Below are 24,252 nucleotides of genomic sequence, written 5' to 3' on the forward strand. Positions count from 1 at the left end.
TGGAGGTGCGGCGATGCGACTATGCGTAATCGGAGCAGGGTATGTTGGGTTGGTGACGGCGGCCTGCTTTGCCGAAATGGGCAATCGGGTGGTCTGTGTCGAGCGCGATCCGTTCCGTGTGGCGCGCCTCTCGCGTGGCGAAGTGCCAATCTATGAGCCAGGTCTGGAGGCCATGCTCAGGGCCCATCTCGCCAGTGGCCAATTGAGTTTCAGTCAGCAGCTTGAAGAGGGCATCAAGCAGGCGGAAATCATCTTTATCGCCGTCGGTACGCCGAGTGGAGAGGATGGCTCTGCCGATCTGTCGCATGTGCTGGCGGTAGCCGATCAGTTGGGGGCGACGCTCAAGCAGGCTTGCGTGGTGGTGAATAAATCCACGGTGCCGGTCGGTACGGCCGAGCGGGTGGCGCAACGCATCAATGCTCGCCTGGCTGCCCGTGGGCTGGCATTCGGGGTGACGGTGGCGAGTAACCCGGAGTTTCTTAAGGAAGGTTCGGCGGTCGAAGATTTTATGCGTCCCGACCGCGTGGTATTGGGCTGTGATGACGCCGAAACCAGCGAGCTGCTGCGCCGGCTCTATGCGCCATTCCTGCGCAACCATGAACGGGTACTGTGCATGGGCGTGCGGGCTGCCGAGTTCAGCAAGTACGCGGCCAATGCTTTTCTGGCCACGAAAATCTCCTTTATCAATGAGATGGCCGGGCTTTGCGCACGCCTGGAGGTCGATATCGAGGAGGTGCGCCGTGGCATTGGCAGCGACAAGCGCATTGGTACGCACTTTATCTATGCCGGTTGCGGCTATGGCGGCTCGTGTTTTCCCAAGGATGTCCGGGCGCTGATCCGTAGCGCCGAGCAGGAGGGCTTCGAGCCCGCGATTCTGCGGGCGGTGGAAGCCCGCAATGCCCTGCAAAAAACCATTCTGTTCGAGTCGCTGCAGGAGCATTTTGCGGGGTATCTACAAGGCCGGGTGGTGGCGCTCTGGGGGCTGGCCTTCAAACCGGGCACCGATGATTTGCGTGAGGCGCCCAGCCTGGTTCTGCTGGAGGCCTTGTTGGCCGCCGGAGCGCGGGTGCAAGCCTGCGATCCAGTGGCTATTGCCGGCGTTGCGGCCCGCTATCCACAGGCGTTGGCCAGTGGCCAGCTGTGCTTGAGTGAATCGCCCTATACCGCGGCAGAAGGGGCCGATGCGCTGGTGTTGGTGACGGAGTGGAAACAGTTCCGTCAGCCGGACTTCTTGCGGATTCGTGGCCTGATGCGCATGCCGGTGCTGTTCGATGGGCGCAATATCTACGATTCCCGGGAACTATCTGCGCTAGGTTTTCTCTATCGAGGCATTGGTCGGCCAGTGGCGGGCCATTGTAAGGCGAGTGCGGCGTGATTAGACTGCGCGGCACAAAAGTACGCCCCCTCCTTCAAGGATTCACATGATCAAGAAATGCTTGTTCCCGGCTGCCGGTTACGGTACTCGCTTCCTGCCAGCGACAAAGGCCATGCCCAAGGAAATGCTGCCGGTGGTGAACAAGCCGCTGATCCAGTACGGCGTCGAAGAAGCCCTCGAGGCGGGCCTGTCGGAAATTTCTATTGTGACCGGCCGTGGCAAACGCGCGCTGGAAGACCATTTCGACATCAGCTACGAACTCGAGCATCAGATCAAAGGGACGGATAAAGAGAAGTACCTGGTTGGTATTCGTCGTCTGCTCGACGAGTGCAGCTTCTCCTACACCCGTCAGGTGGAAATGAAAGGCCTCGGCCACGCGATTCTCTCCGGTCGTCCGCTGATCGGCGATGAGCCCTTTGCCGTGGTGCTGGCGGATGACCTGTGCGTCAACCTGGACGGCGATGGCGTACTGACCCAGATGGTCAAGCTGTACAACCAGTTCCGCTGCTCGATCGTGGCGATTCAAGAAGTACCGCTGGAGGAAGTCTCCAAGTACGGGGTGATCGCCGGCGAGATGATTCGTGACGACATCTACCGCGTGAACAGCATGGTCGAGAAGCCGAAACCCGAGGATGCTCCGTCCAACCTGGCAATTATCGGGCGCTACATCCTGACCCCGGATATCTTCAAATTGATCGAACAAACCGAGCCAGGCAAAGGCGGTGAAGTCCAGATCACCGACGCGCTGATGAAGCAGGCCCAGGATGGTTGCGTGCTGGCCTATAAATTCAAAGGCAAGCGTTTCGACTGCGGCGGCGCCGAGGGTTATATCGACGCGACCAATTTCTGCTTCGAGAACTTCTACAAAACCGGCAAGGCTTACTGATCGAGCCTCTTGCTGAGCTGAAAGAGCCACCTTCGGGTGGCTTTTTTGTTTCCGCGGATAGGCACATGTATTCATGTATCAAGGAATCGGCATCGCCTCGGAACCTGGCCCGAGTGGTTGGCCATAGCTGAACTCGACATAGTTGCCGGCCGGGTCGCGCAGGCCGCAGTAGTAGCCGACCGGGTAGGGTTCCTCGCGCGGCGCCCAGATCAAGCAGCCCGCAGCCTGGGCTTGCGCGGCGATCGCCTCGACCTGCTCGCGGCTGTCCACGGCAAAGCCAAAATGACTGTAATCGTCTTCGGCCAACTGCCGTGCCTGGCCGCCGGGCATGATCACGAAAATAAATTCATGTTCCTTGCCGGGCTCGGCCAGCCAGACAATCCGCGAGCCTTTACCGGCGCGCTCATGGATCACCCGCATCCCGCAGAACTCTCGGTAGAACTGCACACAGGCCTCCAGGTCTGGGACATGCAGGGCGAGATGGGTCAGCGTGCGGCGCATGCTCTTATCCTCGTGGCGGATTGTTCTCAGTTTAGGCCGAGGCGCTGCGTTGGTGGGCGATTGGGGTATGCTTGCGGCCTGATTAGGAGACTACCGATGACGTACGACTTCGACCTTTTCGTGATTGGCGCCGGCTCCGGTGGCGTACGCGCGGCACGCTTCGCGGCGGGCTTCGGCGCGCGCGTGGCGGTGGCCGAAAGCCGTTATCTGGGCGGTACCTGCGTGAATGTGGGCTGCGTGCCGAAGAAGTTACTGGTCTACGGTGCGCATTTCGCCGACGACTTCGAGCAAGCGGCGGGTTTTGGCTGGTCTCTGGGTGAGGCGGGTTTTGACTGGGCCACGCTGATCGGCAACAAGAATCGCGAGATCCAGCGTTTGAATGGCATCTACCGCAATTTGCTGGTGAACAGCGGTGTCACCTTGCTGGAAAGCCATGCGCGCCTGCTGGATGCGCAGCATGTGGAAGTCGACGGCCAGCGCTTCAGTGCCAAACATATCCTCATCGCCACCGGCGGCTGGCCGCAGATCCCCGAGATCCCCGGCCATGAGCATGCCATCAACTCCAACCAGGCGTTCTTCCTCAAAGCGCTGCCCAAGCGGGTGCTGGTGGTGGGGGGCGGCTATATCGCCGTCGAATTCGCCTCGATCTTCCACGGCCTGGGGGCGGAAACCTCGCTCTTATACCGTGGCGAATTGTTCCTCCGCGGCTTCGATGGTGCGGTGCGCAACCATCTGAAAGAAGAGCTGAGCAAGCGCGGCTTGGATCTGCAGTTCAACGCCGAGATCGTGCGGATCGACAAGCAAGCGGATGGCAGCCTGCAGGCCAGCTTGAAGGACGGCCGTGTGCTGCACAGCGACTGCGTGTTCTACGCCACCGGCCGCCGCCCCATGCTGGATAACCTGGGCCTGGAGAACACCGGCGTCGAACTGGATGAGCGTGGCTTTATCCATGTCGATGAGCAATTCCAGACCACCGAGCCCTCGATTCTCGCCCTCGGCGATGTGATCGGGCGCGTGCAGTTGACGCCGGTGGCGTTGGCCGAAGGCATGGCCGTGGCGCGTCGCCTGTTCAAGCCAGAAGAGTACCGCCCTGTGGATTACGCGCACATTCCGACGGCGGTGTTCAGCTTGCCGAATATCGGCACCGTAGGTTTGAGTGAAGAGCAGGCGCGCGCGGCCGGGCATGAAATCAAGCTGTTCGAGAGCCGTTTCCGGCCGCTGAAGCTGACCCTCACCGAGTGCCAGGAGCGCACCTTGATGAAGCTGGTGGTGGACGCCAAGACCGATCGCGTACTGGGCTGCCACATGGTCGGCCCGGAGGCGGGAGAGATCATTCAAGGCCTGGCCGTCGCGCTCAAGGCCGGGGCCACCAAGCAGGTGTTCGACGAGACCCTCGGGGTTCACCCAACGGCCGCCGAAGAGTTCGTGACCATGCGCAGCCCCGTTGCCTCCTGAGGACTCCATGGACCTTCTGTTCTACCTGAGCGACCTGTTCGGGGTCGCGGTGTTTGCCGTGACCGGTGCCTTGATGGCCGGACGCAAGTCCATGGATTTGTTCGGGGTATTGGTGATCGCCATCGTCACGGCGCTGGGTGGCGGCACCTTGCGCGATGTGATTCTGGACAACCACCCGGTCAGCTGGATTGGCGATGACAGCTATATCCTGGTGGCCTCGCTGGCAGCGGTCGGTACGGTGATCTGGGTACGCCTGACCCAACCCATTCACGAAAAAGGTCTGTTGATCGCGGATGCCTTTGGCCTCGCGGTGTTCACCGTGTATGGCACCGAGGTGGCGTTGCGGCATGACGTGCCGATGAGCACGGCGGTGATCATGGGCGTGATGACGGGCGTCGCCGGTGGGGTGATGCGCGATGTGATCTGCAACGAGATCCCCCTGATTTTCAAGAAAGAAGTCTACGCCACCGCCTGTATCGCCGGCTCGCTGGTGTTTATCGGGTTGCTCCAGTTGGCCGCGCCGCATTGGGTCGCGACGGGTATCGCCATGTTGGTGGTGCTGCTGACACGACTGGCGGCGATTCACTGGCACCTGGCCCTGCCGCGTTTCCATCTGCTGGATAGGGACTGAAGATGATCGAGCGGCTCGACCATCTGGTGCTGACGGTTGTCGATATCCCGCGCAGCGTGGCGTTCTACCAACGTGTGCTAGGGATGCGCCATGAAGTCTTTGGCCAGGGCCGCAGCGCGTTGGTTTTCGGCCAGCAAAAACTCAACCTGCACCAAGTTGGGCGTGAGTTCGAACCCAAGGCAGCCAAACCGACACCAGGCGCAATCGACCTCTGTTTGATTACCCGCTGGTCGATGCAGGCGCTGCTTACCCACGTGCTGGAGCAGGCGGTGGTTGTGGAGGAGGGCCCGGTGATGCGCACCGGTGCTTTGGGGGCTATCGAGTCGCTGTACTTTCGCGACCCCGATGGCAACCTGATCGAGGTCAGCCGTTATCCCGAGGCGTAACGGCTGGCCTTGGTGGCAGGTTAGTGGTTGGCGTGTTCGTCTGCCGCCGCCATGTCTGCTTCGATAGTCACTTCGACCACAACCTTGCCGGCCTTCTCGAACTGCAAGGTCAACGGGAAACGCTCACCGGCTACCAGCGGTTGCTTCAGGCCGAACAACATCAAGTGAGTGCCGCCCGGAGCGAATTTAACCGCGCCGCCGGCGGGGATGCCGACCGAGTCCAGGTGCTGCATCTTCATCACTTCACCCAACTGAACAATGGTGTGCAGCTCGGCCTTGGCCGCCCGCGGTGTGGCTGCGCCAAGCAAGCGATCTTCCGTCTGGGCATTGTTATGGATGACGAAATACGCGGCCCCCGTCGGTGCATTCGGCGGCAGCGCGCGGGACCACGGATGAGCAATATGCAGCTCGCCAGCGGTGTATTCGTGAGCAAAAGACGCGCTGCACACCAGCGCCAGCAATGTCGAAGTCAGCATCCGCACCAGCATCTTGGTTGTCTCCCTGCGGTCAGTAATCAAGGTCGCGGCAAACCATAACATGGGCTCAGTGGTTTACCGATGCGGCGGGGGGAGGCCCCGCTCAAGCGCCGGGACGCCCTGCGGCGGAAACGAAGGAGCAGCCAACAGCTATCTGTCCCCGAGCATTCGGATGCTGTCGACTCCGAGGCGTCACCCGCCCGATAGCGCGGCGACCAGGACCACCTCCGCCCCGGCCGGCAGGGGCGTGCTCAGCGAGCGCTCGATCTCGCCGTTGACGAACAGCTTGAAGTGCGGGCGTAGCACGCCCTGTTCATCGACGACGCGGAAACGCAGGCCGGGGTAGCGCGTGTCCAGGTCGACGAACAGCGCAGCCAGGGTCGGCGCGTCCGCCAGGCTCAGCTCGGCGACCCCGCCGGTATAGCTCTGCACATGGGTGGGTAGGTGCACCCGCATCAGCAAGCCTCCAGCGCATAGATTTCCGGCAGGTGGCGCACCAGGCAGGCCCAGGATTCGCCCTCGTCCGCGCTGCCCCAGACCTCGCCGCTGCTGGTGCCGAAGTAGACGCCGGCCGGGTCGCAGCCATCCACGCTGAGGGCCTGACGCTTGACGGTGAGCCAGGCCTGTTCGGCGGGCAGCCCCGAGTCCTGCCGCTCCCAGGATGCGCCGCCGTCGCGCGAGCGATAGAGCGCAGGGCGCCCCAGCGGCGACACCCGCGGCCAGACCTCGCTGCCGTCCATGGGGAACAGCCACAGGGTATCCGGGTCACGCGGGTGCAGGCCGACCGGGAAGCCGATGTCGTAGCGCAGCCCATCCGGCGTCGGCAGGTTGGCGCCTATGTCGCGCCAGGTCTCGTCTGGCCGGTCGAGGCGGAACACCCCGCAGTGGTTCTGCTGGTACAGCCGATCCGGGGCGGCGGGGTGCAGCCGCACGCAGTGCGGATCGTGGCCGAACTCGTGGTAGCCGCCGGGCGGTGGTTCGGGCAGAAAGTCGGCGCGCACGCCACGGTTGAGCGGCCGCCAGGATGCGCCGCGGTCGCTGGACTCGAAGGTGCCGCCGGCGGACAGGCTGACGTAGAGATGCCCGGCGTCGCGCGGGTCGATCAGGATGGAGTGCAGCTTGGCGCCGCCCGGCGGCCCCTCGTTCGGATCGCCGGCCCAGGCGCGGTAGCTCGGGTGCTGGTTGAAGCCATCCACCCCCGCCCAGTTACGCCCGCCGTCGGTGCTGCGGAACAGGCCCTGCGGCGTGCTGCCGGCGTACCAGACGTCGGGCTCCGAGGGGTGGCCGGGGGTGAGCCAGAACACATGGTCGAGCACCCGGCCGTTCGGCTCGGCGGGGAAGGCGGGCGGCGTCTGCGCCTCCTGCCAGTTGGCGCCGCCGTCGCTCGAGCGGAACACGGTCGGCCCGAGGTGCCCGGTGCGGGCCGCGGCCAGCACCAGGTTGCGGTCGCGCGGGTCGGTGAGCGCGTGATGAATGATGTGACCGAGGAAATGCGGCCCGGACAAGCGCCAGTGCCGGCGGTTCGCGTCACTCGACAGTCGCCACAGGCCTTTGCGGGTCGCAATCCAGAGCTGGATAGAGGGGGACATGGCATCTCCTCGGCGTGGACACACCTGCGCAGTGTAGGCCACCGGCGCTGAGGCCTTACGACTACCCGATAAGCGTCGAACCCCAGCACTGACTCAGGTGGTTCCCGTTGGCGATCGAGCCCTGGCGCACCTCGAGCAGGCACAGCGCGGGCGCTTAGTGGCCCGCGCTCGGTGTGAGCAGGCCAGGAGTCTCGAGGATGCGGTAAGTACAGCGGCGGTCGCCGGCGAGGAAGTGCTCGACGCGCTCGACGGTGACGCCGTCACCGAGCAGCTCACGGAACAACGTCAACTCGCCGCCGCAAAGCTGGGTGCAGAAGTGCGCGGCCTGGGCGATCGCGCAGTGGTTCTCCACCAGTTCGATAGTGCCATCCTGGGCCGGGCGGCACTCGGCCATGAAACCTTCCGCGCAGCGGATTCTCGCCAGGGCGGCCACGCGCTGGTCGAGCGGCAGGTCCTGGCGGGGCATCTGCGTGCGATAGGCGGCCACCTGTTTGCGTGTCCAGCCGTCGGTCAGGCGTTCCAGGCCCTCTTCGCCGAAGGTGCTTTGCACCACCTGCAGCATGTCGACCGCCAGCCCCGCGTGGTGATCCGGAAAGCGCGTATAGGCCTTGGGCGTCAGCCGCCAGATGCGGGCGGGGCGGCCAATCTTGCGCTGCTCGTCGGTGAAGTCGACCAACCCCTCGCCATAGAGGACGGAAAGGTGCTGGCGCACGGCCATGGCCGTCACCCCCAACTGCTCCGCTACCCGCGCCGTGGCCTGGGGCCCGTCCCGCTTGAGCAGGAAGAGGACACGCTCCCGACCGGAACCCGGAGCCTCGGAACTCTTGCTGGTAATGCGCATGGTGGTTCCCTTTCCATACTTTGGAAAGTTCATTATTGACAATCGAGAGACGACCGTCTAGCTGTTGAATTTAGCGGCGTGGCGTCCTGCTACGAGCGGCGGTCGCACCCTGGAGGGGCGCCATGAGTGAATTCGTCAAGGTCGCCCGCGTCGGCGACATCCAACCGGGCAGCGGCAAGACCCTGAACCTGAGAGGAACCCCCGTCGCACTGTTTAATGTGGACGGCCAGTACTTCGCCATCCACAACAGCTGCCCGCACGAGGACGGCCCGCTGGGCGAAGGCACGCTCTGCGGCTGCGTGGTGACCTGCCCCGTGCACGCCTACGAGTTCGACGTGACCAGCGGCGAATGCCTCACGGAATCGGCCTATCGAGTCGAGCGGTTCGAGGTTCGGGTGGACGGCGACGACATCCTGCTGCGGCAATCGGCGGATGCTTGATGCGCGGCGGACGAACTCGCGCCGCAACCGCCCAAAGGTAACTGCGCGACCGACCCAACCCATTAAATTTACAGGCTATCCATACTTTATAAAGAACCTGCTTGCTAAATATGCGGATGGAGTATAGTTAAAACGATCGAACCGTCCTGCCAGAAGCAGGAGGAGTAAGCGATGAGCACTGACAATGCCAAGATCCGCGAACTCAGCAGCCGCGCGTACAAGTACGGCTTCGTCTCCGACCTGGAGAGCGATGCCGCCCCGCGCGGGCTCAACGAAGACATCATCCGCCTGATCTCGGCGAAGAAGAACGAGCCGCAGTGGCTGCTCGACTGGCGTCTGAAGGCGTACCGCCACTGGCTGACGATGCGCGAGCCGACTTGGCAGAACGTCCACTACGAGCCCATCGACTACCAGGACATCATCTATTACTCGGCGCCTAAGCCGAAAACGCCGGGGCCCGGGAGCCTCGACGAGGTCGACCCCGAGCTGCGCGCGATGTTTGGCAAGCTCGGCATCTCGCTCGCCGAGCAGGAGCGCCTGACCGGCGTCGCGGTGGACGCGGTGGTCGACTCGGTCTCGGTGGCGACCACCTTCAAGCACAAGCTCGCCGAGGTCGGCGTGATCTTCTGCTCCTTCTCGGAGGCCGTGCAGAACCATCCGGAGCTGGTGCGCCAGTACCTCGGTTCGGTCGTCCCCTACAGTGACAACTTCTTCGCCACGCTGAACTCGGCGGTGTTTTCCGACGGCTCCTTCTGCTATGTGCCCAAGGGCGTGCGCTGCCCGATGGAGCTGTCGACCTACTTCCGCATCAACGCCGCGGATACCGGCCAGTTCGAGCGTACCCTGATAGTCGCCGAGGAGGGCGCCTACGTCAGCTATCTCGAGGGCTGTACCGCGCCGATGCGCGACAAGAACCAGCTCCATGCGGCGGTGGTCGAGCTGGTCGCGCTGGATAACGCGCAGATCAAGTACGCCACCGTGCAGAACTGGTACCCGGGCGACGCCGAAGGGCGCGGCGGCATCTTCAACTTCGTCACCAAGCGCGGCAAGTGCGCAGGCAGAAACTCGAAGATCTCCTGGACCCAGGTCGAGACCGGCTCCGCCATCACCTGGAAGTACCCGGGGGTGATTCTCCAGGGCGACTATTCGGTCGGGGAGTTCTACTCGGTCGCCCTGACGACCAACCACCAGCAGGCGGACACCGGCACCAAGATGATCCACATCGGCCGGCACACGCGCAGCACCATCCTCTCGAAGGGGATCTCCGCCGGCCATGGGCAGAACACCTATCGCGGCCTGGTCAAGATACTCAAGGCGGCGACCGGCGCCCGCAACCATACGCAGTGCGACTCCCTGCTGCTGGGCAGCCAGTGTGGCGCGCACACCTTCCCCTATGTCGAGGTGAAGAACCCGAGCGCCCAGGTCGAGCACGAAGCCTCCACCTCGAAGATCAGCGATGAGCAGCTGTTCTACTGCCGGCAGCGCGGCATCCGCGCGGAGGACGCGGTGCCGATGATAGTTAACGGCTTCTGCCGCGAGGTGTTCAAGGAGCTGCCGATGGAGTTCGCGGTGGAAGCCCAGAAACTCCTGGGCGTGAGCCTGGAGGGCTGCGTGGGCTGAGGCCCGAGGTGGAGCATGCTCGAGATCAACAATCTGCACGCCAGCGTCGAGGGCCGCGAAATTCTGCGGGGCATCACGTTGCGGGTAAACGCCGGCGAGGTGCACGCGATCATGGGGCCGAACGGCTCCGGCAAAAGCACGCTGGCCCAGGTGCTGGCGGGCCACGAGATTTATGAGGTCAGCGGCGAGGTGCTCTACGAGGGCCAGGATCTGCTCAGCATGCCGGCGGAAGCGCGCGCGGTCGCCGGCGTCTTCCTCGCGTTCCAGTACCCCGTGGAGATTCCCGGCATCGGCAACCTCTACTTCCTGCGCACGGCACTCAACGCCGTGCGCAAACAGCGTGGGCTCGAGGAGCTCGACGCGCTGGACTTCCTTGCGCTCGCCAAGGAACGCATGGCGCTGGTGGAGATGGACCAGAGCTTCATGAACCGCTCCGTCAACGTGGACTTCTCCGGCGGTGAGAAGAAGCGCAACGAGATCTTCCAGATGGCGATCCTGGAACCCAAGCTCGCCATTCTGGATGAGACCGACTCGGGCCTCGACATCGACGCGCTGCGGATAGTCGCGGCCGGCGTCAACGCCCTGCGGCGGGAGGATCGCGCACTGCTGGTCATCACCCACTACCAGCGGCTGCTCGACTACATAATCCCCGATCGCGTCCATGTCATGGCCAACGGCCGGATCGTGCAGTCCGGCGACAAGGCGCTGGCCGTCGAGCTCGAGAAGCACGGCTATGCCAGCTACGAGCAAGACTCGACAGCACCCGGAGCCGGGCCATGAACACCGAGCCGAGCACCGCGAGCGCGGCATTCCTCGCCCGGCTCGAGCCCAGGGCTGACGCCCGGCAGCCCGCCTGGCTGTGGGAGCTGCGCCGCGCGGCGTTCCAGTGGGTAGTCGAACACGGCTTTCCCACGGCCAAGGACGAGGCCTGGAAGTACACGCGAGTCGCGCCCATCCTGGCGATTCCTTTCCAGCCGGCCGAGCCGGGCACGAGCCGGCGGCTGTCGGCCGCGAGCGTCGAGCGGCTCGCCGGCGTCCTCTGCGATCTCTACGACTTAGGCGGCCCGCGGCTGGTCTTCGTCAACGGCTATTTCGCCGCGGAGCTTTCGGTGCTCAAGCAGTTGCCCCAAGGCACCCGGGTGAGCAACCTGGCCGCGCTGCTCCATGCCGACAGCGGGGCCGACAACGGGGCGCTCGAAACCCTGTTCGCGTGGTCGTTCCGTGCTCAGCCGCAGGCCTTCAGCACGCTGAATGCGGCCCTCGCCGAGGACGGGGCGCTGGTGCGGATTCCCGCCCATACGACGGTCGAGGCGCCGATCCACCTGGTGTTCCTCTCGGACGCGGGCGCCACGCCGCTGGTGTCGCATCCGCGTGCCTTGGTACGGATGGGGGCCGGCAGCCGCGCGACCCTAGTGGAAAGCCACGTGGGCAGCGGGGGCGAGCTCTACCTCAGCAATGCCGTCAGCGAGGTCGTACTCGAGGCTGGCGCGGTGCTCGAGCATTACAAGGTGCAGAACGAGAGCACGACGGCCTTCCATGTCGCGCTCCTCCGCGTGCGCCAAGCCCAGGGCAGCCGTTTTACCGCGCACTCCTCGGCGCTCGGCGCGGCGCTGGCGCGGCAGGAGGTGCGGGTGGTGCTCGAGGGCCCCGGCGCGGAGGTCGCATTGAACGGCCTGTACCTGCCGCGGGGCGAGCAGCACCTGGACAACCAGACCTGCATCGAGCACCTGGCGCCGCGCTGCACCAGTCGCGAACTCTACAAGGGCGTGGTCGACGGGCGCGGGCACGGGGTCTTCGACGGCCGGATCATCGTGCGCCCGGGCGCGATGAAGACGGATGCCTGCCAGACCATCAAGACGCTGCTGTTGTCGGAATCGGCCCAGGCCAACACCCAGCCGCGGCTGGAGATCTTCGCCGATGACGTCAAGTGCGCCCACGGCGCCGCCGTCGGCCAACTGGATGAGCAGGCGATCTTCTACCTGCGCTCGCGGGGGATTCCCCAGGCGGCGGCACGGTCTCTGCTGACCTACGCGTTCGTCAGCGAGATGCTGGAGCTCATCCGCCTGGCGCCGCTGCGGACCCAGGTTGAGCGACTGGTCGTAACGCAGTTGCGGGGCGTGGAGGTGGCGGCATGAGCGATCTCGAGAGCAGTCTTCAGACGCTACCGAAACAGCTCGAGCGCGCGGCAGGCTACGACGTCGAGCGCGTGCGCCTGGCATTCCCGATCCTCGCGGAAACGATCTACGACAAGCCGCTGATCTACCTCGACAGCGCCGCGACCAGCCAGAAGCCGCAGGCGGTCATAGCTGCGATGTCACGTTTCTTCTTGAAGGAGAACGCCAACGTGCACCGTGGCGTGCACTACCTCTCAGTGCGCGCCACCGAGGAGTACGAGAAGGCTCGGGCCAAGGTCCAGGGCTTCCTCAATGCCGAACACGTCGAGGAGATCGTCTTCGTCCGTGGCACCACCGAAGCGGTCAATCTGGTGGCGCAAACCTATGGCAAGGTCCATGTCCATGCCGGCGACGAGGTGCTGATCAGCGCCATGGAGCACCACTCGAACATCGTGCCCTGGCAGATGCTCTGCGAACAGACCGGCGCCCAGCTGCGAGTGGCCCCCATCGACGACGCCGGCGAACTCCGGCTCGATGAGCTGGAACGGCTGATCGGGCCCAAGACCCGATTGGTGGCCGTCGCCCACGTCTCGAATGTGCTCGGCACCGTCAACCCGATCCGGCGCATCGTCGAGCTCGCCCACGCCCGGGGCGCCCGCGTGCTGGTCGATGGCGCCCAGGCGGCCCCCCACTTGAAGGTCGATGTGCGCGCGCTGGGCTGCGACTTCTACGCCCTGTCGGGCCACAAGATGTACGGCCCCACCGGCATCGGCGTGCTCTACGGCCGCCGCGAGCTGCTCGAGGCGATGCCGCCCTACCAGGGCGGCGGCGACATGATCCTCTCGGTCAGCTTCGAGAAGACCGTCTACAACAAGCCGCCGTACCGCTTCGAGGCGGGTACGCCGAACATGGCCGGAGCGATTGGACTCGGCGCGGCGATCGACTTCCTCGGCGAGCTGGGGCCAGAGACCATCGCCGCCCACGAGCAGGCTGTGCTGGCCTACGCGCAGCAGGCGCTCGCGGCGGTGCCCGGCCTCAGACTGATCGGCACCGCGAAGGACAAGGTCGGCGTGCTCTCGTTCGTCCTCGACGGCATTCATCCGCACGATATCGGCACCATCCTCGACCGTGAGGGGGTCGCGATCCGCACCGGGCACCACTGCGCCCAGCCCCTGATGCAGCGCTTCGGCCTAGCCGCCACGGCCCGCGCCTCGCTCGGCTGCTACAGCACGGAGCAAGACATCGATGCGCTGGTGGCCGGTCTGGCCAAGGTCCAGGAGCTGTTCCGATGAGTAGCGATGAGCTGCGCGACCTCTACCAGGACGTGGTGATCGACCACGGCAAGCGGCCGCGCAATTTCCGCCAACTGGATGGCGCTACCTGCACGGCGGAGGGCTTCAATCCGCTGTGCGGCGATCAGCTGAGGATTTATATCAAGCTTGCGGACGGGGTGATCGAGGACATCGCCTTCCAGGGGGCCGGCTGCGCCATCTCCCAGGCCTCGGCGTCCTTGATGACCCTGGCGGTCAAGGGGCGCAAGGCGGAGGAGGCGCTGGCGCTATTTGCCCGCGTGCATGCGCTGCTGACCGAGGGGCCGAGCGCCCAGGTGACCCCTGCAGAGCTCGGCAAACTCGCAGTGCTCTCGGGGGTCTGGGAGTTCCCGGTGCGGGTCAAGTGCGCCACCCTGGCCTGGCACACGCTGCGCAGTGCCCTCCAAGGGGGCGACGGCGCACTGGTCTCGACGGAGTAAGCCATGGCAGCCGAGCGGCGCACTTCCAGCATTCCCAGCATTCGCCTCAGCGACTCGGCGCGGCGAATCTTGCGCGACGCCCTGGCCGAGGGGAGCGGGGACTGGGTGCGGCTCAGGATCGACGAGCGCTTCGCACATGAGCTGCTCTTCGGGCCTGGCGCCGAGGGCGATATCGCCGTCGAAGTGGACGGCCTCAGCCTGTTGCTCGATCCCGCGAGCGCGCGGCGAGCCGATGGCCTGTCCATCGACTTCCTGTATGAACTGAGCGGCGCCGGCTTCAAGTTCGACAACCCCAACCAGCCGGGCCGCGCCCGGCCGATCGAGCTCAGCCGGGACTGCGCGGCCAGCCTGATTCCGCGCGGGGAACGGCTGCAGCTGGCGCGGGGCGAGTGGGTGGTCGTGACCCAGGCGCTCGGCGGCAGCTTCACGGTCAGGACCGCCAAGGGCCAGCTGGCGCGGATCGCCGGTGGCGATGCCGACGCGCTGGGCTACAGCGTCCCCCAGGCGAGCGGCCCGCCGGCGGCGAGCGGCGCCTTCGACCTGGTAAGCCAGGTGCTCGACAGGCTGCGCACCGTCTACGACCCGGAGATTCCGGTCAACGTGGTCGACCTCGGGCTGATCTACCAGTGTGAGGCGCAGCCGCTCGAAGGCGGCGGCCAGCGGGTCGCGATCAAGATGTCCATGACCGCGCCCGGTTGCGGGATGGGTGACGTACTGAAGGAAGAGGCGCGGGCCAAGGTGCAGACGCTCCCCGGCGTCAGCGAGGTCGACATCGAACTGGTCTGGGAGCCGCCCTGGGAGCAAAGCCGCATGTCCGAAGCGGCCCGCCTGCAGCTGGGTCTGTTGTGAAGAGCCGGGTGTGAGCAAGCCATTGTGAGGAGCCAGTCATGAGCAATCGACTCGCCCAAGAAACCTCGCCCTATCTGCGCCAACACGCAGAGAACCCCGTCGATTGGTATCCCTGGGGCGAGGAGGCGTTCCGCCGCGCCCATGACGAGGACAAACCCATCCATCTGTCGCTGGGGTATGCCGCCTGCCACTGGTGCCACGTGATGGCCCACGAGTCGTTCGAGAACCCGGAAGTCGCGCGCCTGCTGAACGAGCGCTTCGTCAACATCAAGGTCGACCGCCAGGAGCGGCCCGACCTCGACGACATCTACCAAAAAGTCGTGCAGATGCTGGGGCAGGGCGGCGGCTGGCCGCTGACGGTGTTTATGACCGCGCAGCGCGAGCCGTTCTTCGCCGGCACCTACTTCCCGCCGCAGGAGGGCTACGGCAGGCCCGGCTTCGCCCAGCTCCTGCGCGGGCTGAGCGCGGCCTGGCAGAACAACCGCGCGGCGCTGCGACAGAACGTCGAGCAGTTCCTCCAGGGTTACCGCGTCATGGAGAAACTAGTGCTGGAGGGCGAGACGCCGCCGGAGCAAGACCAGCCGGCCGCCGCCGCCCGGCTGTTTGCCAAGCACACCGACCGCGTGCACGGGGGCCTGGGCCAGGCGCCCAAGTTCCCCAACCCGGCCTGCCACGACCTCGTCCTGCGCCTCCATCAGCGCCTGGGCGAGCCGGACCTGCTGCTCTCCTTGGAGCTGACCCTCGAGCGCATGGCGGCCGGCGGGCTCTACGATCAACTGGGCGGTGGCTTCGCCCGCTACTGCGTGGATGAGCGCTGGGCCGTGCCGCATTTCGAGAAGATGCTCTACGACAACGGCCAGCTGGTGAAACTCTATGCCGACGCCTATCGCGCGACCGGCCAGCCCGCCTGGCGGCGCGTGTTCGAGGAGACGATCGACTACATCCTGCGTGACATGACGCATCCCGAGGGCGGCTTCTACGCCAGCGAGGACGCCGACAGCGAGGGCGAGGAGGGCAAGTTCTACGTGTGGACCCCGGCGCAGGTGCAGGCCGTCCTCGGCGAGCCGGACGCGGCGCTGGCCTGCCGGGCCTACGGCGTGAGTGCGGCCGGCAACTTCGAGCATGGCACCACGGTGCTGTACCGCGCGGCCACACTGGACGCGGTGGAGGAAGCGCAACTGGCGGGGCTGCGCGACCAGCTGCTGGCGGCGCGGGCCCAGCGCGTTCGCCCGGGGCGCGACGAGAACATCCTCACCAGCTGGAACGCGCTGATGATCCAGGGCCTCTGCGCCGCCTACCAGGCCACGGGCACCGCGCGCCACCTGGACGCCGCGCGGCGCGCCGCCGATTTCCTGCAGGCGCGCCTCTCGACCCCCGCGGGCGGCCTGTACCGGGCCTGGCGCGAGGGCACCGCCAAGGTCCCGGGCTTCCTCGAGGACTACGCCTTCCTCGCCAACGCGCTGCTCGATCTCTACGAGTGCGGCTTCGAGCGGCGCCATCTGGAACGCGCCACGCAGTTGGTCGAGTTGATCCTCGAGAAGTTCTGGGAGGACGGCCTCTACTTCACCCCCAGCGACGGCGAGCCGCTGGTGCACCGCCCGCGCGCGCCGCACGACGGTGCCTGGCCCTCGGGCACCTCGACCAGCCTGTTCGCCTTCCTGCGGCTCTTCGAGCTGACCGGCCGCGAGCTCTACCGCGAGCGCGCCGAGCAGGTGTTCGCGATGTACCGCGCCGCGGCTGCGCAGAACCCCTTCGGCTTCGCCCATCTCCTGGCGGCGCAGGACTTCGCCCAGCGCGGCCCGCTGAGCATCGTCATCGCCGGCGAACGCTCAGCCGCCCGCGCCCTGGTGGCGAGCCTGCAGCGCCGCTACCTGCCGGCCCGCGTCCTGGCCTTTGCCGAGGATGTGCCGATTGGCGCGGGCCGGCAGCCGCTTGCGGGGCAAGCCACCGCCTATCTGTGCCGAAATCGCAGCTGCGAAGCCCCCGTGACCAGCGCCGCGGCGCTGGTCGAGCGCTGCCTCTGATCATGCTGTTGTTCCTCCGCAAGGGTGGCCAGGCTGGCGTCAGGCCAGCAGCCAAGTCTGGATCAAGGCCCCGCCCCACAGAGCACCCAGCACCAGTATTTGGCCGGGTATCACGCGCCTGGAAAACTTCGCCCCACCGCTGGTCCAGGCGACCAGGCATTTTGAGCAGGCGTTGGTGCTCAAGGCCGCGAGAACCGGGAGGATGGCGCTGGCTGCCGGCAGCTGCCCGGCTTTTACCAGCAAGGCGACGGCGGCGGAGGGCGCGTGCGCATCGGCGAAGCCGCCCAGGGCCGTGGCGATGAAGACACCGCTTTGCCCGAGCCAGGCCAATAGCGCCGATGACAGCAGCGAAATAGCCGCGATGCCGAGCGCCACCAGGAGTGCCAGCTTGAGGTTGAACGCGCCGCCCACATCGATCGGGCTATGGCTCTCAGCTTGCTTGCCGCGGCGCATGAAGACCAGCGCGTAGATCAGGGTGGTGACGAAGCCTAATGCGAGCGGCAGCCACATCAGCCGTAGGGTCGGCAGGCTGACGGCGCCGAGCACCAGGCTCATCTGCACCATGGTGGCGAGGGTGGACAGGATCGCGGCGGTGCTGGCCGGCAGCAGGAGTGCCGGCTCGTCGCGGGCGCGGCTGCCCATGGCAGCGATGGTCGCCGTACTGGAGGCGAAACCCGAGGCGATGCCGGTAACCGCCAGTCCGTAGCGGGTGCCGAGCAGGCGCACGGCAATATGACCGGCGGCCCCAACCGCCATCATCAAGACCGTGAGTGTCCAGATGGTGCGCAGATTGATGGCGGCAAACGGCCCGATAAAGCGGTCCGGCACCAGTGGCAAGATCACCAGGGCGGCGGTCGCCAGGATCAGGCCATCGCGGACTTCGCTTTCGGAAAGCTGCGTGCGGACAAACCGGTGCAGGCCCTGTCGGTAGGTCAGCAGCAGCGTCAAGACGACGCCGAAGGCTATGGCTACGCCGGGTTTTTGCGCGCACAGCCCGCCCAACACCAGCACCAGCAACAGAGCGACCTCGGTGGTCATGCCCGGCTCCTGGCTCGGGGTCTTGAGATAGGCGGCCGTCACCAACGCGGTCAAACCGAGGGCCATGGTGGCGAGCAGTAGCACGCCGCCCAGCAGCATGCAGACATAGCCGAGCAACGAGGTGGCGGTGAAGGTCCGCAGGCCGGCAAAGCCCCGCTCTTGGCCAGCGCCTTTCTTGCGCTCGCGTTCCAAGCCCACCAGCAGGCCTATGCCCAGTGCGGCGGCGGCGGAGTTGGCAAGGGTGTCGAGTTCATCCATAGGCCGTTATCCCCGCTTGGCTATCCGGCACTGGCTCACTGGGGGCCGCCGGGTTGATTCAGATCAAGGCGTTGTCGGAGCGGCTGGCCAAATAATGAAACTCACCCTCGGTGCTGTCAGCACGCAACAGCAGGCCGACAGCGCGTGATTCAACGCTTCCTCTTGATCCACAGTAGTCGGGATTCACGAGGAAGTCCCTGGCGCGCGACGGCTACAGATCCTGGTTCGGCCAATGGAGGTGTCCCATGTCCGAGTATCAACGCTTACTGCTGGTAGCCCCGTCCGAGATGCGCCGCACCCCGGCATTCGAGCGGGCGGCCGCCCTGGCCAGCGCCAAGGGCGCAGCCTTGCACATCGTTGCATTCGATTATGTCGAAGCCATCGCGACGACCGGTTTGTTCAACCAAAGGGTGATGGCTGAGGTCCGCGAAGGGTACTTACAGCGGCACCGTTTGTGGCTTGAGGACGAGGCCGAACTGCAACGGAGCAAAGGGCTGACGGTGACCACGGAGGTACTTTGGGTTCAGCAGCCCTACGAGGAAATCCTGGTGCATGTGAAGGAAATGCAGGCGGATATGTTGATCAAGGATGCTCATCAGGAGCCGGCGCTCAAACGCGCCTTCGTCACGCCGTTGGATTGGCAACTGCTACGCGACTGTCCCACGCCCCTGCATCTGGTGACGGATGCCAGGCATCCCTTACCGCGCCAGATAGTCGCGGCGGTCGATCCCTTCCGCCCGGAAGAGCAGATCCGGGACTTGAACGATCGGATCATCCTCACCGCACTGAAGTTGGCGGCGCAATGCAATGCCGAACTGCATCTGCTGTATGCCTATGATGTGTCCTCCATGCTCGCTGCGGAGATGGGCATGGGTATGGGCATGGGCACGCTGCCGTTGTCGAGGGGCCTTAGCGAAGAATTGCGCGCCGCCCAGGAGCAAGCTTTCACCGGGCTGGCCGATCGCCACGGTGTACCGAAGGAGTGCCGGCATTTCCTTCTGGGGTCGCCCATCCAGGTGATTTCCGAGTTCGCCGTCAGCAGTCTTGCCGATGTCATCGTGATGGGCACCGTGCATCGTCGAGGCTTGCACAAACTGCTGGGCAGCACCGCCGAGCACGTCCTCTATCGGGTGCCTTGCAGCATTCTGGCGATCAAGCCGGAAAACGCCGTGGAGAGCTAGTTGTTGAGGTTCGCTAGGTCATGCAATGAGGTAGCCGCCGAAGTGACTATCTGAAGTCCAACCTGCTGCCTGCCGTATCCGTCGCCGATCCGCTCGCCGCAGAGCGCCTACGGAGCACCCCGTTCCATAGGTCGAAATCAAAGAAAACCGCGCGAGTCTGGCGCATAGTGAAACGACGATACTCAGGAGATGACACCATGACCTGGGATATTCCTTTTCGCGACCGCCGGACGGCCGGTGAAGCACTGGCTTCGGCCTTGCTGGAGTTTCGCGAGCGGCCGGAGGTGATAGTGCTGGGCTTGCCGCGGGGCGGCGTGCCGGTCGCCTATGAAGTGGCCAGCGCCTTGGGCGCGAGGCTGGACCTGATGCTGGTGCGCAAGCTCGGCGCGCCCGGCCAAAAGGAATTGGCGATGGGGGCCATCGCCGGCGGCGGGGTCCGGGTGCTGAACGAGGATGTGCTGCGCTATCGGCAGATCAGCGCAGAGGCCGTGGACGCCGTCGTTCTAGAAGAAAGCCAGGAACTGCAGCGACGCGAACGGGCCTATCGGGGCGAGCGCCCCTGGCCGCAACTGGCGGGGCAACTGGTGATTCTGGTAGATGACGGGCTGGCGACCGGCGCCACCATGCGCGCGGCCATCGCGGCCACCCGCCAGCAGGCCGCCGCCGGCATCATAGTCGCCGCGCCGGTGGGGCCCCTGGAGACCGTGACGCTGCTGCGCCGCTTGGTCGATCAGGTGGTCTGCCTGTTTATCCCCGAGTTCTTCTATGCGATAGGTCAGTGGTATCGCGTGTTCGACCAGACCTCGGACCAGGAAGTGCAGGCCTTACTGCAGCACGCCTGGGCGCGGGAAGCCGGGAGCGGCGGGAGTTGAAGCCATGGGCACGCCAACGGGACTTCAGCAACGGCAGATGACCTTCAGCCTCGACCAGGCGCACTTGCATGGCGAATGGGTCGCGCCGGAGGGCGCCGAAGGCCTGGTGGTGTTCGTCCACGGCAGCGGCAGCAGCCGCTTCAGCCCGCGCAATCGCAGCGTCGCGCGGTATTTCAACGACCTCGGCCTGGCCACCTTGCTGTTCGATCTGCTCACCGAGGCCGAGCAGCGCGTCGATGAGGTCAGCCGCGCGTTCCGCTTCGATATTCCGCTGCTCAGCCAGCGCCTGAGCCAGGTGATCGATTGCCTGCGCCGCGACGCTGCCGCGGGCGAGCTGGCGATCGGCTTATTCGGCGCCAGCACCGGCGCCGCGGCGGCGCTGATCACCGCGGCCGAGCGGCCCCGCGAGATCGCCGCGGTGGTGTCGCGAGGCGGGCGTAGCGATCTGGCCGGAAGCGCGCTCGCACGGGTCGAGGCGCCGACCCTGCTGATCGTCGGCGCGGAGGACGACACTGTGCTGGCGTTGAACCGCCAGAGCAGCCAGCAGTTGCATTGTCCGCAGCGGCTGGCGGTGATCCCGGGAGCCACCCACCTGTTCGAGGAGTCGGGCAAGTTGCTGGAGGTGGCCGAGCTCGCCGGCGACTGGTTCCTCGAGCATTTGCAGCGACGGTCAGTGGCCTAGGCTCAAGGTGTGCGACGCACGACCTCGATGCGGAACTCGGCCTCGTAGGGCGGGACGTTGCATTCGACGATATCGCCCGGCGCGATCTGCAGGCGTACGCCGACCACGTCGGCGTGGATCGGCTGGGTGCCGACGCAGCGATCCACCAGCACCGCCGTGCCAATCTCGCGTGCGCCCAGGCGTGCCAGGTAGGCGCACACGCGCAGCAGCGAGTGGCCACCGTAGAGCACGTCGTCGACCACCAGCAGGCGGGTCGCAGGCAGATCCACGCCGGCCAAGGCCGGGTTCTCCTCCAGGGCCGTTTCGGCATGCAGCACCCGCAGGTCATCGGCATAGCGCTTGACCTTCAGTGGGTAGAGCGGCGCCGCTATACCGTGTTGCGCCGCCAGCCGCTGCTGGAGCATGCGCGCCAGCGGTTCGCCGCGCCTGAGCAGGCCGATCAAGGCCAGCGGCTGCGCGGGCGTCAGCCCGGCCGCGATGCTGCGGGCCATGGCGTCGAGCACGGCGTCCAGTTCCTCGCTGGTGTACAGGCAGACGCGCTGCCCGGCCGGTTTGCTGTCTGTCTCCATCGCGCTGCCTCCTGGCACATGCAAAGGTTAGAGTCGGGCGCCGTGGGCGGCTAGGGTGGGCCGCTGCACGGTTGCTCCGCCTGGTAGAAGCTCGAGCTTTGCCTGCCCGAGTACAGCAGGTTCGGCGTCTGCCCGATCAGCTCCTGGCGCGGGTAGCCGCTCAGGCGACAGAAGGCATCATTCAGCCAGACGATGCACCCCGTGCGGTCGGTAATCAGTATGGCGTTTGTCGCGGCCTCCAATGCCCTTACCAACAGCTGTTGGTCATGCTCGCTCATGGGGCACCTCGCTGGGTGGGGCGAAGCTACTCGTCTGCTCTGCTGAACCCTTGATCATGATCAGCAAATGCCTGCTGCAGGAGCCAGCATGCTGGCGCAAGCGCTCGCGCACAAGCAGTGCTGCGGCGCCATCTCACCTACGCTTGATCTAGCGCAAGAAGTCCCTCGGTCACTTGCCTAACGCTAGTCGAACTCCGCCCACAAGCTGGGTGAAATGACGCTCTGGGGGCACAGGTGAAAGCACTCCAGCGGCATGCCGCAGTCCACCGCTTCTACCACCTCGCCCGGACTCCGCTGACCGGGCGGGCCTGTTTCGTCGCGCTTGAGTTCGGCCCGCAAACTCTTCTGGGCGACTTCAACGGGCCAGTTTAAGGCTTGGAGGTGTCTACGAAACTAGTGGTGATTCAAGTTACACAATTTCACAACGCGCTCTGACATGAGTTGCCTAACTGAATCAATAACGCTTCTTTCCCGTTCTTCAAATAGGGCTTGAAGTGTTTGGTCGCACAGCGCGACAACCAAGACAATGTTGTTGGGGGCGGCGCCATGACGAAAAGCTGGGCGTCACGCGATGCATGCGACCTGACCTGATCCTCCGTCAGTTCCTGGATGGAACGGCCAGCGTAGAACACCAGACGCATATCTGGCGGGCCGAGGCTGTAGATCGTTTGAGCAGGATTAGCGGCAGTCGCAACCCTAATCCCAGGGAGGGCTTGGACACGATAAGCGAATACCTGTCGTTCGAACACTGCATAAAAACCAACAAAACAGATGAGCGTCAACGGCGGCAGCCAGGTCAGGATGCTGCGCCGCCCACCTTGCACTGAGGTGAGCACCCTTACCCAGTGATACGCCAGCAAAAGAGCGATAACCGGGTAAGTCGGCAAGAGGTATTTCGCGTGTTTATCGGTAAAAAGGGAAAAAATCAGGAGCGGCACAAGTGCGGCACACGCCAGTAAGTTGAACTCGGGAACCGTGCGGATTTTTTGCCATAACTGCCGTGGTCGGATAAACAGCACAAGCCAAAACGGGAAGAAATCCCCCGCCAGGTAAGCCAGATAGGCGTACCAAGGCTCTCCGCCGTCGCCGCTAACTTTATCGACGATGTCTTGTTGGAGTATCGATTGCCACACGCCCCATCCTTCCTGCAAGGTCACGGCAAAATACCAGGACCCACCGATCAACAAGGCAACCAGCCAACCCAAACCATCAGATAAAAAAGTCTTGGCGCGTTGATGGGACTGGAGCAGGGCAAAGATAAGAATGGGGATGGAGACGAAGAGCAGGCTCACCGGCCCTTTGGTCAGCAGACAACAACCAAGGATCGTATAGCTGAGCAGGACCCAGCGACGACTACCGTTGCCAAACAGATAGGGCCAGGCAGACAACAGGGACAATAGGCAAAGTCCAGTCAGCGACATCTCGATTTCGGCCCGTCTGGCGAACATGCTGAAACCGGCATTGGCCGCCAAGAATATGGCTGCAAAGATCCCGACCCAGCGTCCTCCAAGTTTTGAACCCAACACGTAGACGCCAGCGAGGCAGGAGAGCGCGAAAAGCGCCGAAGGCAGGCGCATGGCCCACTCTGAAACCTCGCCGAGCAGATGCACTGGCACAAGGGTCAGCCAATAAAAGAGCGGCGGCTTGGCCAGATATAGACTCCCGTTCATATACGGGAGCAGCCAATTGTTTGCTTCATACATCTCGCGAACCGTCACCGCTCGCCTGGCTTCGTTGACGCTAAGAAACGGGATATCGCCATTTCCCCAAAGGCACAGAAGAAGCAAGAGCACCGCTAAAACGACGCACCAAAACAAACTCTCTTTCCCGATTTCTATTTTCATCAAAATCGATCTCAAAGGGGGGTGTGACAATTCCACGAGACTGCGCTTAAACAGGTCTCGAGTGTTGATCCAGGGATTATTACGAGAGCTCGTAAGGTACTTGGTCTTAACCCGCGTGAAGCCGTCGAAGTTTTCGTCGGCTATGTCACTGCATTTGTGGCTACGAAATTCTAGAGCCAAGCATGTTATTACCGTAAGGCTGGCTTTTCCCCACTCTTATGGAATGCGTAGAGTAAGTTCGGCTCACTGGCTATGTACAGATTCCCATCGTTATCCAAAGTCACTCCTTCAGCATTAATAATGGATTCTTTCACATCGCTAAACCCGCTCAAAAACGTACGAGAACTGACCATTTCACCTTCCTCACTAAGCTCGATCAGCAATTTTGACTCTTGACTAAGTATGAGGATATGACCTGTTTTAGGGTCGAAGTGGATGTCTGAAATATCGGTCGCAAAAAAATTTGCGTTTACCCAACTGGTTGAGGCTGTAGAAAAACCTGCTGCCTGCCGCGGTGCCGGCTGATAATCTTCGACTCATTCAATCGCAGGGAGGCGCGGGCGCGATGCCTCGGTTCAAGACCGTTCACAAGG

Annotated in this window: 25 protein-coding genes and 1 pseudogene; 16 read left to right on the top strand and 10 right to left on the bottom strand. The window is 64.3% G+C overall.

Annotated elements, in window-relative coordinates; translation table 11 throughout:
* Positions 1-13 precede the first annotated feature (13 nt).
* Together FFS13_RS14560 and galU are read left to right on the top strand one after the other, a co-directional pair.
* Entirely contained in the window at positions 14-1,375 is a 1,362-nt protein-coding gene (locus tag FFS13_RS14560) for a UDP-glucose/GDP-mannose dehydrogenase family protein (RefSeq protein ID WP_137819803.1), read from the top strand.
* Positions 1,376-1,421: 46 nt separating this feature from the next.
* Entirely contained in the window at positions 1,422-2,261 is an 840-nt protein-coding gene (galU, locus tag FFS13_RS14565) for a UTP--glucose-1-phosphate uridylyltransferase GalU (RefSeq protein WP_137819804.1), read from the top strand.
* A 78-nt stretch (positions 2,262-2,339) separates the two neighbouring features.
* Here the strand turns inward: galU and FFS13_RS14570 are convergent, their stop codons facing one another.
* On the bottom strand, positions 2,340-2,762 hold the full coding sequence (locus FFS13_RS14570) for a VOC family protein (protein WP_137819805.1): 423 nt from the start codon (positions 2,760-2,762) through the stop codon (positions 2,340-2,342).
* Positions 2,763-2,858: 96 nt separating this feature from the next.
* Between FFS13_RS14570 and gorA the strand changes: the two genes are divergently transcribed.
* Genes gorA through FFS13_RS14585 form a run of 3 tightly spaced genes read left to right on the top strand, consistent with a single transcriptional unit; the run spans position 2,859 to position 5,234 of the window.
* Positions 2,859-4,217 (top strand): glutathione-disulfide reductase, encoded by a 1,359-nt coding sequence (gene gorA, locus FFS13_RS14575; protein WP_137819806.1) that lies wholly within the window; start codon positions 2,859-2,861, stop codon positions 4,215-4,217.
* A 7-nt stretch (positions 4,218-4,224) separates the two neighbouring features.
* A complete protein-coding gene (locus FFS13_RS14580) occupies positions 4,225-4,848 on the top strand; it encodes a trimeric intracellular cation channel family protein (RefSeq protein WP_137819807.1) in 624 nt (207 codons plus the stop codon).
* Positions 4,849-4,850: 2 nt separating this feature from the next.
* Positions 4,851-5,234 carry a VOC family protein gene (locus FFS13_RS14585; protein ID WP_137819808.1) on the top strand — a complete coding sequence of 128 codons (384 nt, stop codon included), beginning with the start codon at positions 4,851-4,853 and terminating at the stop codon, positions 5,232-5,234.
* Positions 5,235-5,254: 20 nt separating this feature from the next.
* On the opposite strand, the gene FFS13_RS14590 is transcribed toward FFS13_RS14585, so the two are convergent.
* The 4 genes from FFS13_RS14590 to FFS13_RS14605 all read right to left on the bottom strand — a co-directional run bounded on the left by FFS13_RS14590 (position 5,255) and on the right by FFS13_RS14605 (position 8,140).
* The gene (locus tag FFS13_RS14590; RefSeq protein ID WP_137819809.1) at positions 5,255-5,722 is read right to left on the bottom strand and encodes a copper chaperone PCu(A)C; all 468 of its coding nucleotides are present in this window, start codon (positions 5,720-5,722) and stop codon (positions 5,255-5,257) included.
* A 180-nt stretch (positions 5,723-5,902) separates the two neighbouring features.
* Positions 5,903-6,166: a MoaD/ThiS family protein gene (locus FFS13_RS14595; protein ID WP_137819810.1), complete on the bottom strand. Its 264-nt coding sequence runs from the start codon at positions 6,164-6,166 to the stop codon at positions 5,903-5,905.
* Positions 6,166-7,299, bottom strand: a complete 1,134-nt coding sequence (locus tag FFS13_RS14600; RefSeq protein WP_137819811.1) for a glycosyl hydrolase — start codon at positions 7,297-7,299, stop codon at positions 6,166-6,168. Before FFS13_RS14600 ends, FFS13_RS14595 begins: the two co-directional genes overlap by 1 nt.
* Positions 7,300-7,453: 154 nt before the next feature.
* On the bottom strand, positions 7,454-8,140 hold the full coding sequence (locus tag FFS13_RS14605) for a metalloregulator ArsR/SmtB family transcription factor (RefSeq protein ID WP_137819812.1): 687 nt from the start codon (positions 8,138-8,140) through the stop codon (positions 7,454-7,456).
* A 122-nt stretch (positions 8,141-8,262) separates the two neighbouring features.
* Between FFS13_RS14605 and FFS13_RS14610 the strand changes: the two genes are divergently transcribed.
* The 8 genes from FFS13_RS14610 (at position 8,263) to FFS13_RS14645 (ending at position 16,937) form a co-directional block, all read left to right on the top strand.
* Positions 8,263-8,580 (top strand): Rieske 2Fe-2S domain-containing protein, encoded by a 318-nt coding sequence (locus FFS13_RS14610; protein ID WP_137819813.1) that lies wholly within the window; start codon positions 8,263-8,265, stop codon positions 8,578-8,580.
* Between the two features lie 171 nt (positions 8,581-8,751).
* Complete coding sequence (sufB, locus tag FFS13_RS14615) at positions 8,752-10,200, top strand: Fe-S cluster assembly protein SufB (protein WP_137819814.1); 1,449 nt, start codon at positions 8,752-8,754, stop codon at positions 10,198-10,200.
* A 15-nt stretch (positions 10,201-10,215) separates the two neighbouring features.
* A complete protein-coding gene (gene sufC, locus FFS13_RS14620) occupies positions 10,216-10,980 on the top strand; it encodes a Fe-S cluster assembly ATPase SufC (RefSeq protein ID WP_137819815.1) in 765 nt (254 codons plus the stop codon).
* Entirely contained in the window at positions 10,977-12,335 is a 1,359-nt protein-coding gene (sufD, locus tag FFS13_RS14625; protein ID WP_137819816.1) for a Fe-S cluster assembly protein SufD, read from the top strand. The genes sufC and sufD overlap by 4 nt, the downstream gene beginning before the upstream one ends.
* Positions 12,332-13,606, top strand: coding sequence for a cysteine desulfurase (locus FFS13_RS14630; protein ID WP_137819817.1), 1,275 nt, complete (start codon positions 12,332-12,334; stop codon positions 13,604-13,606). Before sufD ends, FFS13_RS14630 begins: the two co-directional genes overlap by 4 nt.
* Positions 13,603-14,064 carry a Fe-S cluster assembly sulfur transfer protein SufU gene (sufU, locus tag FFS13_RS14635; RefSeq protein ID WP_137819818.1) on the top strand — a complete coding sequence of 154 codons (462 nt, stop codon included), beginning with the start codon at positions 13,603-13,605 and terminating at the stop codon, positions 14,062-14,064. The genes FFS13_RS14630 and sufU overlap by 4 nt, the downstream gene beginning before the upstream one ends.
* 3 nt (positions 14,065-14,067) lie before the next feature.
* Positions 14,068-14,913 carry a putative Fe-S cluster assembly protein SufT gene (sufT, locus tag FFS13_RS14640; protein WP_137819819.1) on the top strand — a complete coding sequence of 282 codons (846 nt, stop codon included), beginning with the start codon at positions 14,068-14,070 and terminating at the stop codon, positions 14,911-14,913.
* Between the two features lie 38 nt (positions 14,914-14,951).
* Positions 14,952-16,937, top strand: a complete 1,986-nt coding sequence (locus FFS13_RS14645) for a thioredoxin domain-containing protein (RefSeq protein WP_137819820.1) — start codon at positions 14,952-14,954, stop codon at positions 16,935-16,937.
* 39 nt (positions 16,938-16,976) lie between these two features.
* Here FFS13_RS14645 and FFS13_RS14650 read toward each other — a convergent pair whose 3' ends face one another.
* On the bottom strand, positions 16,977-18,233 hold the full coding sequence (locus FFS13_RS14650; RefSeq protein ID WP_137819821.1) for an MgtC/SapB family protein: 1,257 nt from the start codon (positions 18,231-18,233) through the stop codon (positions 16,977-16,979).
* A gap of 245 nt (positions 18,234-18,478) precedes the next feature.
* Here FFS13_RS14650 and FFS13_RS14655 point away from each other — a divergent pair, with 245 nt between their 5' ends.
* The 3 genes from FFS13_RS14655 (at position 18,479) to FFS13_RS14665 (ending at position 20,968) form a co-directional block, all read left to right on the top strand.
* Positions 18,479-19,414 carry a universal stress protein gene (locus FFS13_RS14655; RefSeq protein WP_137819822.1) on the top strand — a complete coding sequence of 312 codons (936 nt, stop codon included), beginning with the start codon at positions 18,479-18,481 and terminating at the stop codon, positions 19,412-19,414.
* A gap of 197 nt (positions 19,415-19,611) precedes the next feature.
* Positions 19,612-20,286 carry a phosphoribosyltransferase gene (locus tag FFS13_RS14660; protein ID WP_137819823.1) on the top strand — a complete coding sequence of 225 codons (675 nt, stop codon included), beginning with the start codon at positions 19,612-19,614 and terminating at the stop codon, positions 20,284-20,286.
* 37 nt (positions 20,287-20,323) lie between these two features.
* Complete coding sequence (locus FFS13_RS14665) at positions 20,324-20,968, top strand: dienelactone hydrolase family protein (protein WP_137819830.1); 645 nt, start codon at positions 20,324-20,326, stop codon at positions 20,966-20,968.
* Between the two features lie 2 nt (positions 20,969-20,970).
* Here the strand turns inward: FFS13_RS14665 and FFS13_RS14670 are convergent, their stop codons facing one another.
* The 4 genes and pseudogenes from FFS13_RS14670 to FFS13_RS20380 form a co-directional block, all read right to left on the bottom strand.
* The gene (locus FFS13_RS14670; protein WP_137819824.1) at positions 20,971-21,537 is read right to left on the bottom strand and encodes a phosphoribosyltransferase family protein; all 567 of its coding nucleotides are present in this window, start codon (positions 21,535-21,537) and stop codon (positions 20,971-20,973) included.
* A 50-nt stretch (positions 21,538-21,587) separates the two neighbouring features.
* Positions 21,588-21,815 (bottom strand): PAS domain-containing protein, encoded by a 228-nt coding sequence (locus FFS13_RS14675; protein WP_137819825.1) that lies wholly within the window; start codon positions 21,813-21,815, stop codon positions 21,588-21,590.
* Positions 21,816-22,234: 419 nt separating this feature from the next.
* Complete coding sequence (locus FFS13_RS14680) at positions 22,235-23,659, bottom strand: glycosyltransferase family 39 protein (RefSeq protein WP_137819826.1); 1,425 nt, start codon at positions 23,657-23,659, stop codon at positions 22,235-22,237.
* Positions 23,660-23,847: 188 nt separating this feature from the next.
* Positions 23,848-24,138 (bottom strand): annotated as a pseudogene (locus FFS13_RS20380) (SdiA-regulated domain-containing protein); the annotation flags it as partial.
* Positions 24,139-24,252: the final 114 nt, after the last annotated feature.

The sequence above is a fragment of the Pseudomonas sp. 2FG genome (assembly GCF_005502935.1).
In the GTDB taxonomy this organism is placed as follows: domain Bacteria; phylum Pseudomonadota; class Gammaproteobacteria; order Pseudomonadales; family Pseudomonadaceae; genus Aquipseudomonas.

Excerpts from the sequence above, each read along its gene's own strand:
- FFS13_RS14660 (WP_137819823.1), top strand. The coding sequence starts at position 19,612 with ATGACCTGGGATATTCCTTTTCGCGACCGCCGGACGGCCGGTGAAGCA.
- FFS13_RS14645 (WP_137819820.1), top strand. The coding sequence starts at position 14,952 with ATGAGCAATCGACTCGCCCAAGAAACCTCGCCCTATCTGCGCCAACAC.
- FFS13_RS14630 (WP_137819817.1), top strand. The coding sequence starts at position 12,332 with ATGAGCGATCTCGAGAGCAGTCTTCAGACGCTACCGAAACAGCTCGAG.
- FFS13_RS14570 (WP_137819805.1), bottom strand. The coding sequence starts at position 2,762 with ATGCGCCGCACGCTGACCCATCTCGCCCTGCATGTCCCAGACCTGGAG.
- FFS13_RS14605 (WP_137819812.1), bottom strand. The coding sequence starts at position 8,140 with ATGCGCATTACCAGCAAGAGTTCCGAGGCTCCGGGTTCCGGTCGGGAG.
- FFS13_RS14580 (WP_137819807.1), top strand. The coding sequence starts at position 4,225 with ATGGACCTTCTGTTCTACCTGAGCGACCTGTTCGGGGTCGCGGTGTTT.
- FFS13_RS14675 (WP_137819825.1), bottom strand. The coding sequence starts at position 21,815 with ATGAGCGAGCATGACCAACAGCTGTTGGTAAGGGCATTGGAGGCCGCG.
- FFS13_RS14680 (WP_137819826.1), bottom strand. The coding sequence starts at position 23,659 with ATGAAAATAGAAATCGGGAAAGAGAGTTTGTTTTGGTGCGTCGTTTTA.
- sufB (WP_137819814.1), top strand. The coding sequence starts at position 8,752 with ATGAGCACTGACAATGCCAAGATCCGCGAACTCAGCAGCCGCGCGTAC.
- gorA (WP_137819806.1), top strand. The coding sequence starts at position 2,859 with ATGACGTACGACTTCGACCTTTTCGTGATTGGCGCCGGCTCCGGTGGC.
- FFS13_RS14650 (WP_137819821.1), bottom strand. The coding sequence starts at position 18,233 with ATGGATGAACTCGACACCCTTGCCAACTCCGCCGCCGCCGCACTGGGC.
- galU (WP_137819804.1), top strand. The coding sequence starts at position 1,422 with ATGATCAAGAAATGCTTGTTCCCGGCTGCCGGTTACGGTACTCGCTTC.
- sufC (WP_137819815.1), top strand. The coding sequence starts at position 10,216 with ATGCTCGAGATCAACAATCTGCACGCCAGCGTCGAGGGCCGCGAAATT.
- sufD (WP_137819816.1), top strand. The coding sequence starts at position 10,977 with ATGAACACCGAGCCGAGCACCGCGAGCGCGGCATTCCTCGCCCGGCTC.
- FFS13_RS14610 (WP_137819813.1), top strand. The coding sequence starts at position 8,263 with ATGAGTGAATTCGTCAAGGTCGCCCGCGTCGGCGACATCCAACCGGGC.
- FFS13_RS14595 (WP_137819810.1), bottom strand. The coding sequence starts at position 6,166 with ATGCGGGTGCACCTACCCACCCATGTGCAGAGCTATACCGGCGGGGTC.
- FFS13_RS14560 (WP_137819803.1), top strand. The coding sequence starts at position 14 with ATGCGACTATGCGTAATCGGAGCAGGGTATGTTGGGTTGGTGACGGCG.
- FFS13_RS14600 (WP_137819811.1), bottom strand. The coding sequence starts at position 7,299 with ATGTCCCCCTCTATCCAGCTCTGGATTGCGACCCGCAAAGGCCTGTGG.
- FFS13_RS14655 (WP_137819822.1), top strand. The coding sequence starts at position 18,479 with ATGTCCGAGTATCAACGCTTACTGCTGGTAGCCCCGTCCGAGATGCGC.
- FFS13_RS14665 (WP_137819830.1), top strand. The coding sequence starts at position 20,324 with ATGACCTTCAGCCTCGACCAGGCGCACTTGCATGGCGAATGGGTCGCG.
- sufU (WP_137819818.1), top strand. The coding sequence starts at position 13,603 with ATGAGTAGCGATGAGCTGCGCGACCTCTACCAGGACGTGGTGATCGAC.
- FFS13_RS14590 (WP_137819809.1), bottom strand. The coding sequence starts at position 5,722 with ATGCTGGTGCGGATGCTGACTTCGACATTGCTGGCGCTGGTGTGCAGC.
- sufT (WP_137819819.1), top strand. The coding sequence starts at position 14,068 with ATGGCAGCCGAGCGGCGCACTTCCAGCATTCCCAGCATTCGCCTCAGC.
- FFS13_RS14585 (WP_137819808.1), top strand. The coding sequence starts at position 4,851 with ATGATCGAGCGGCTCGACCATCTGGTGCTGACGGTTGTCGATATCCCG.
- FFS13_RS14670 (WP_137819824.1), bottom strand. The coding sequence starts at position 21,537 with ATGGAGACAGACAGCAAACCGGCCGGGCAGCGCGTCTGCCTGTACACC.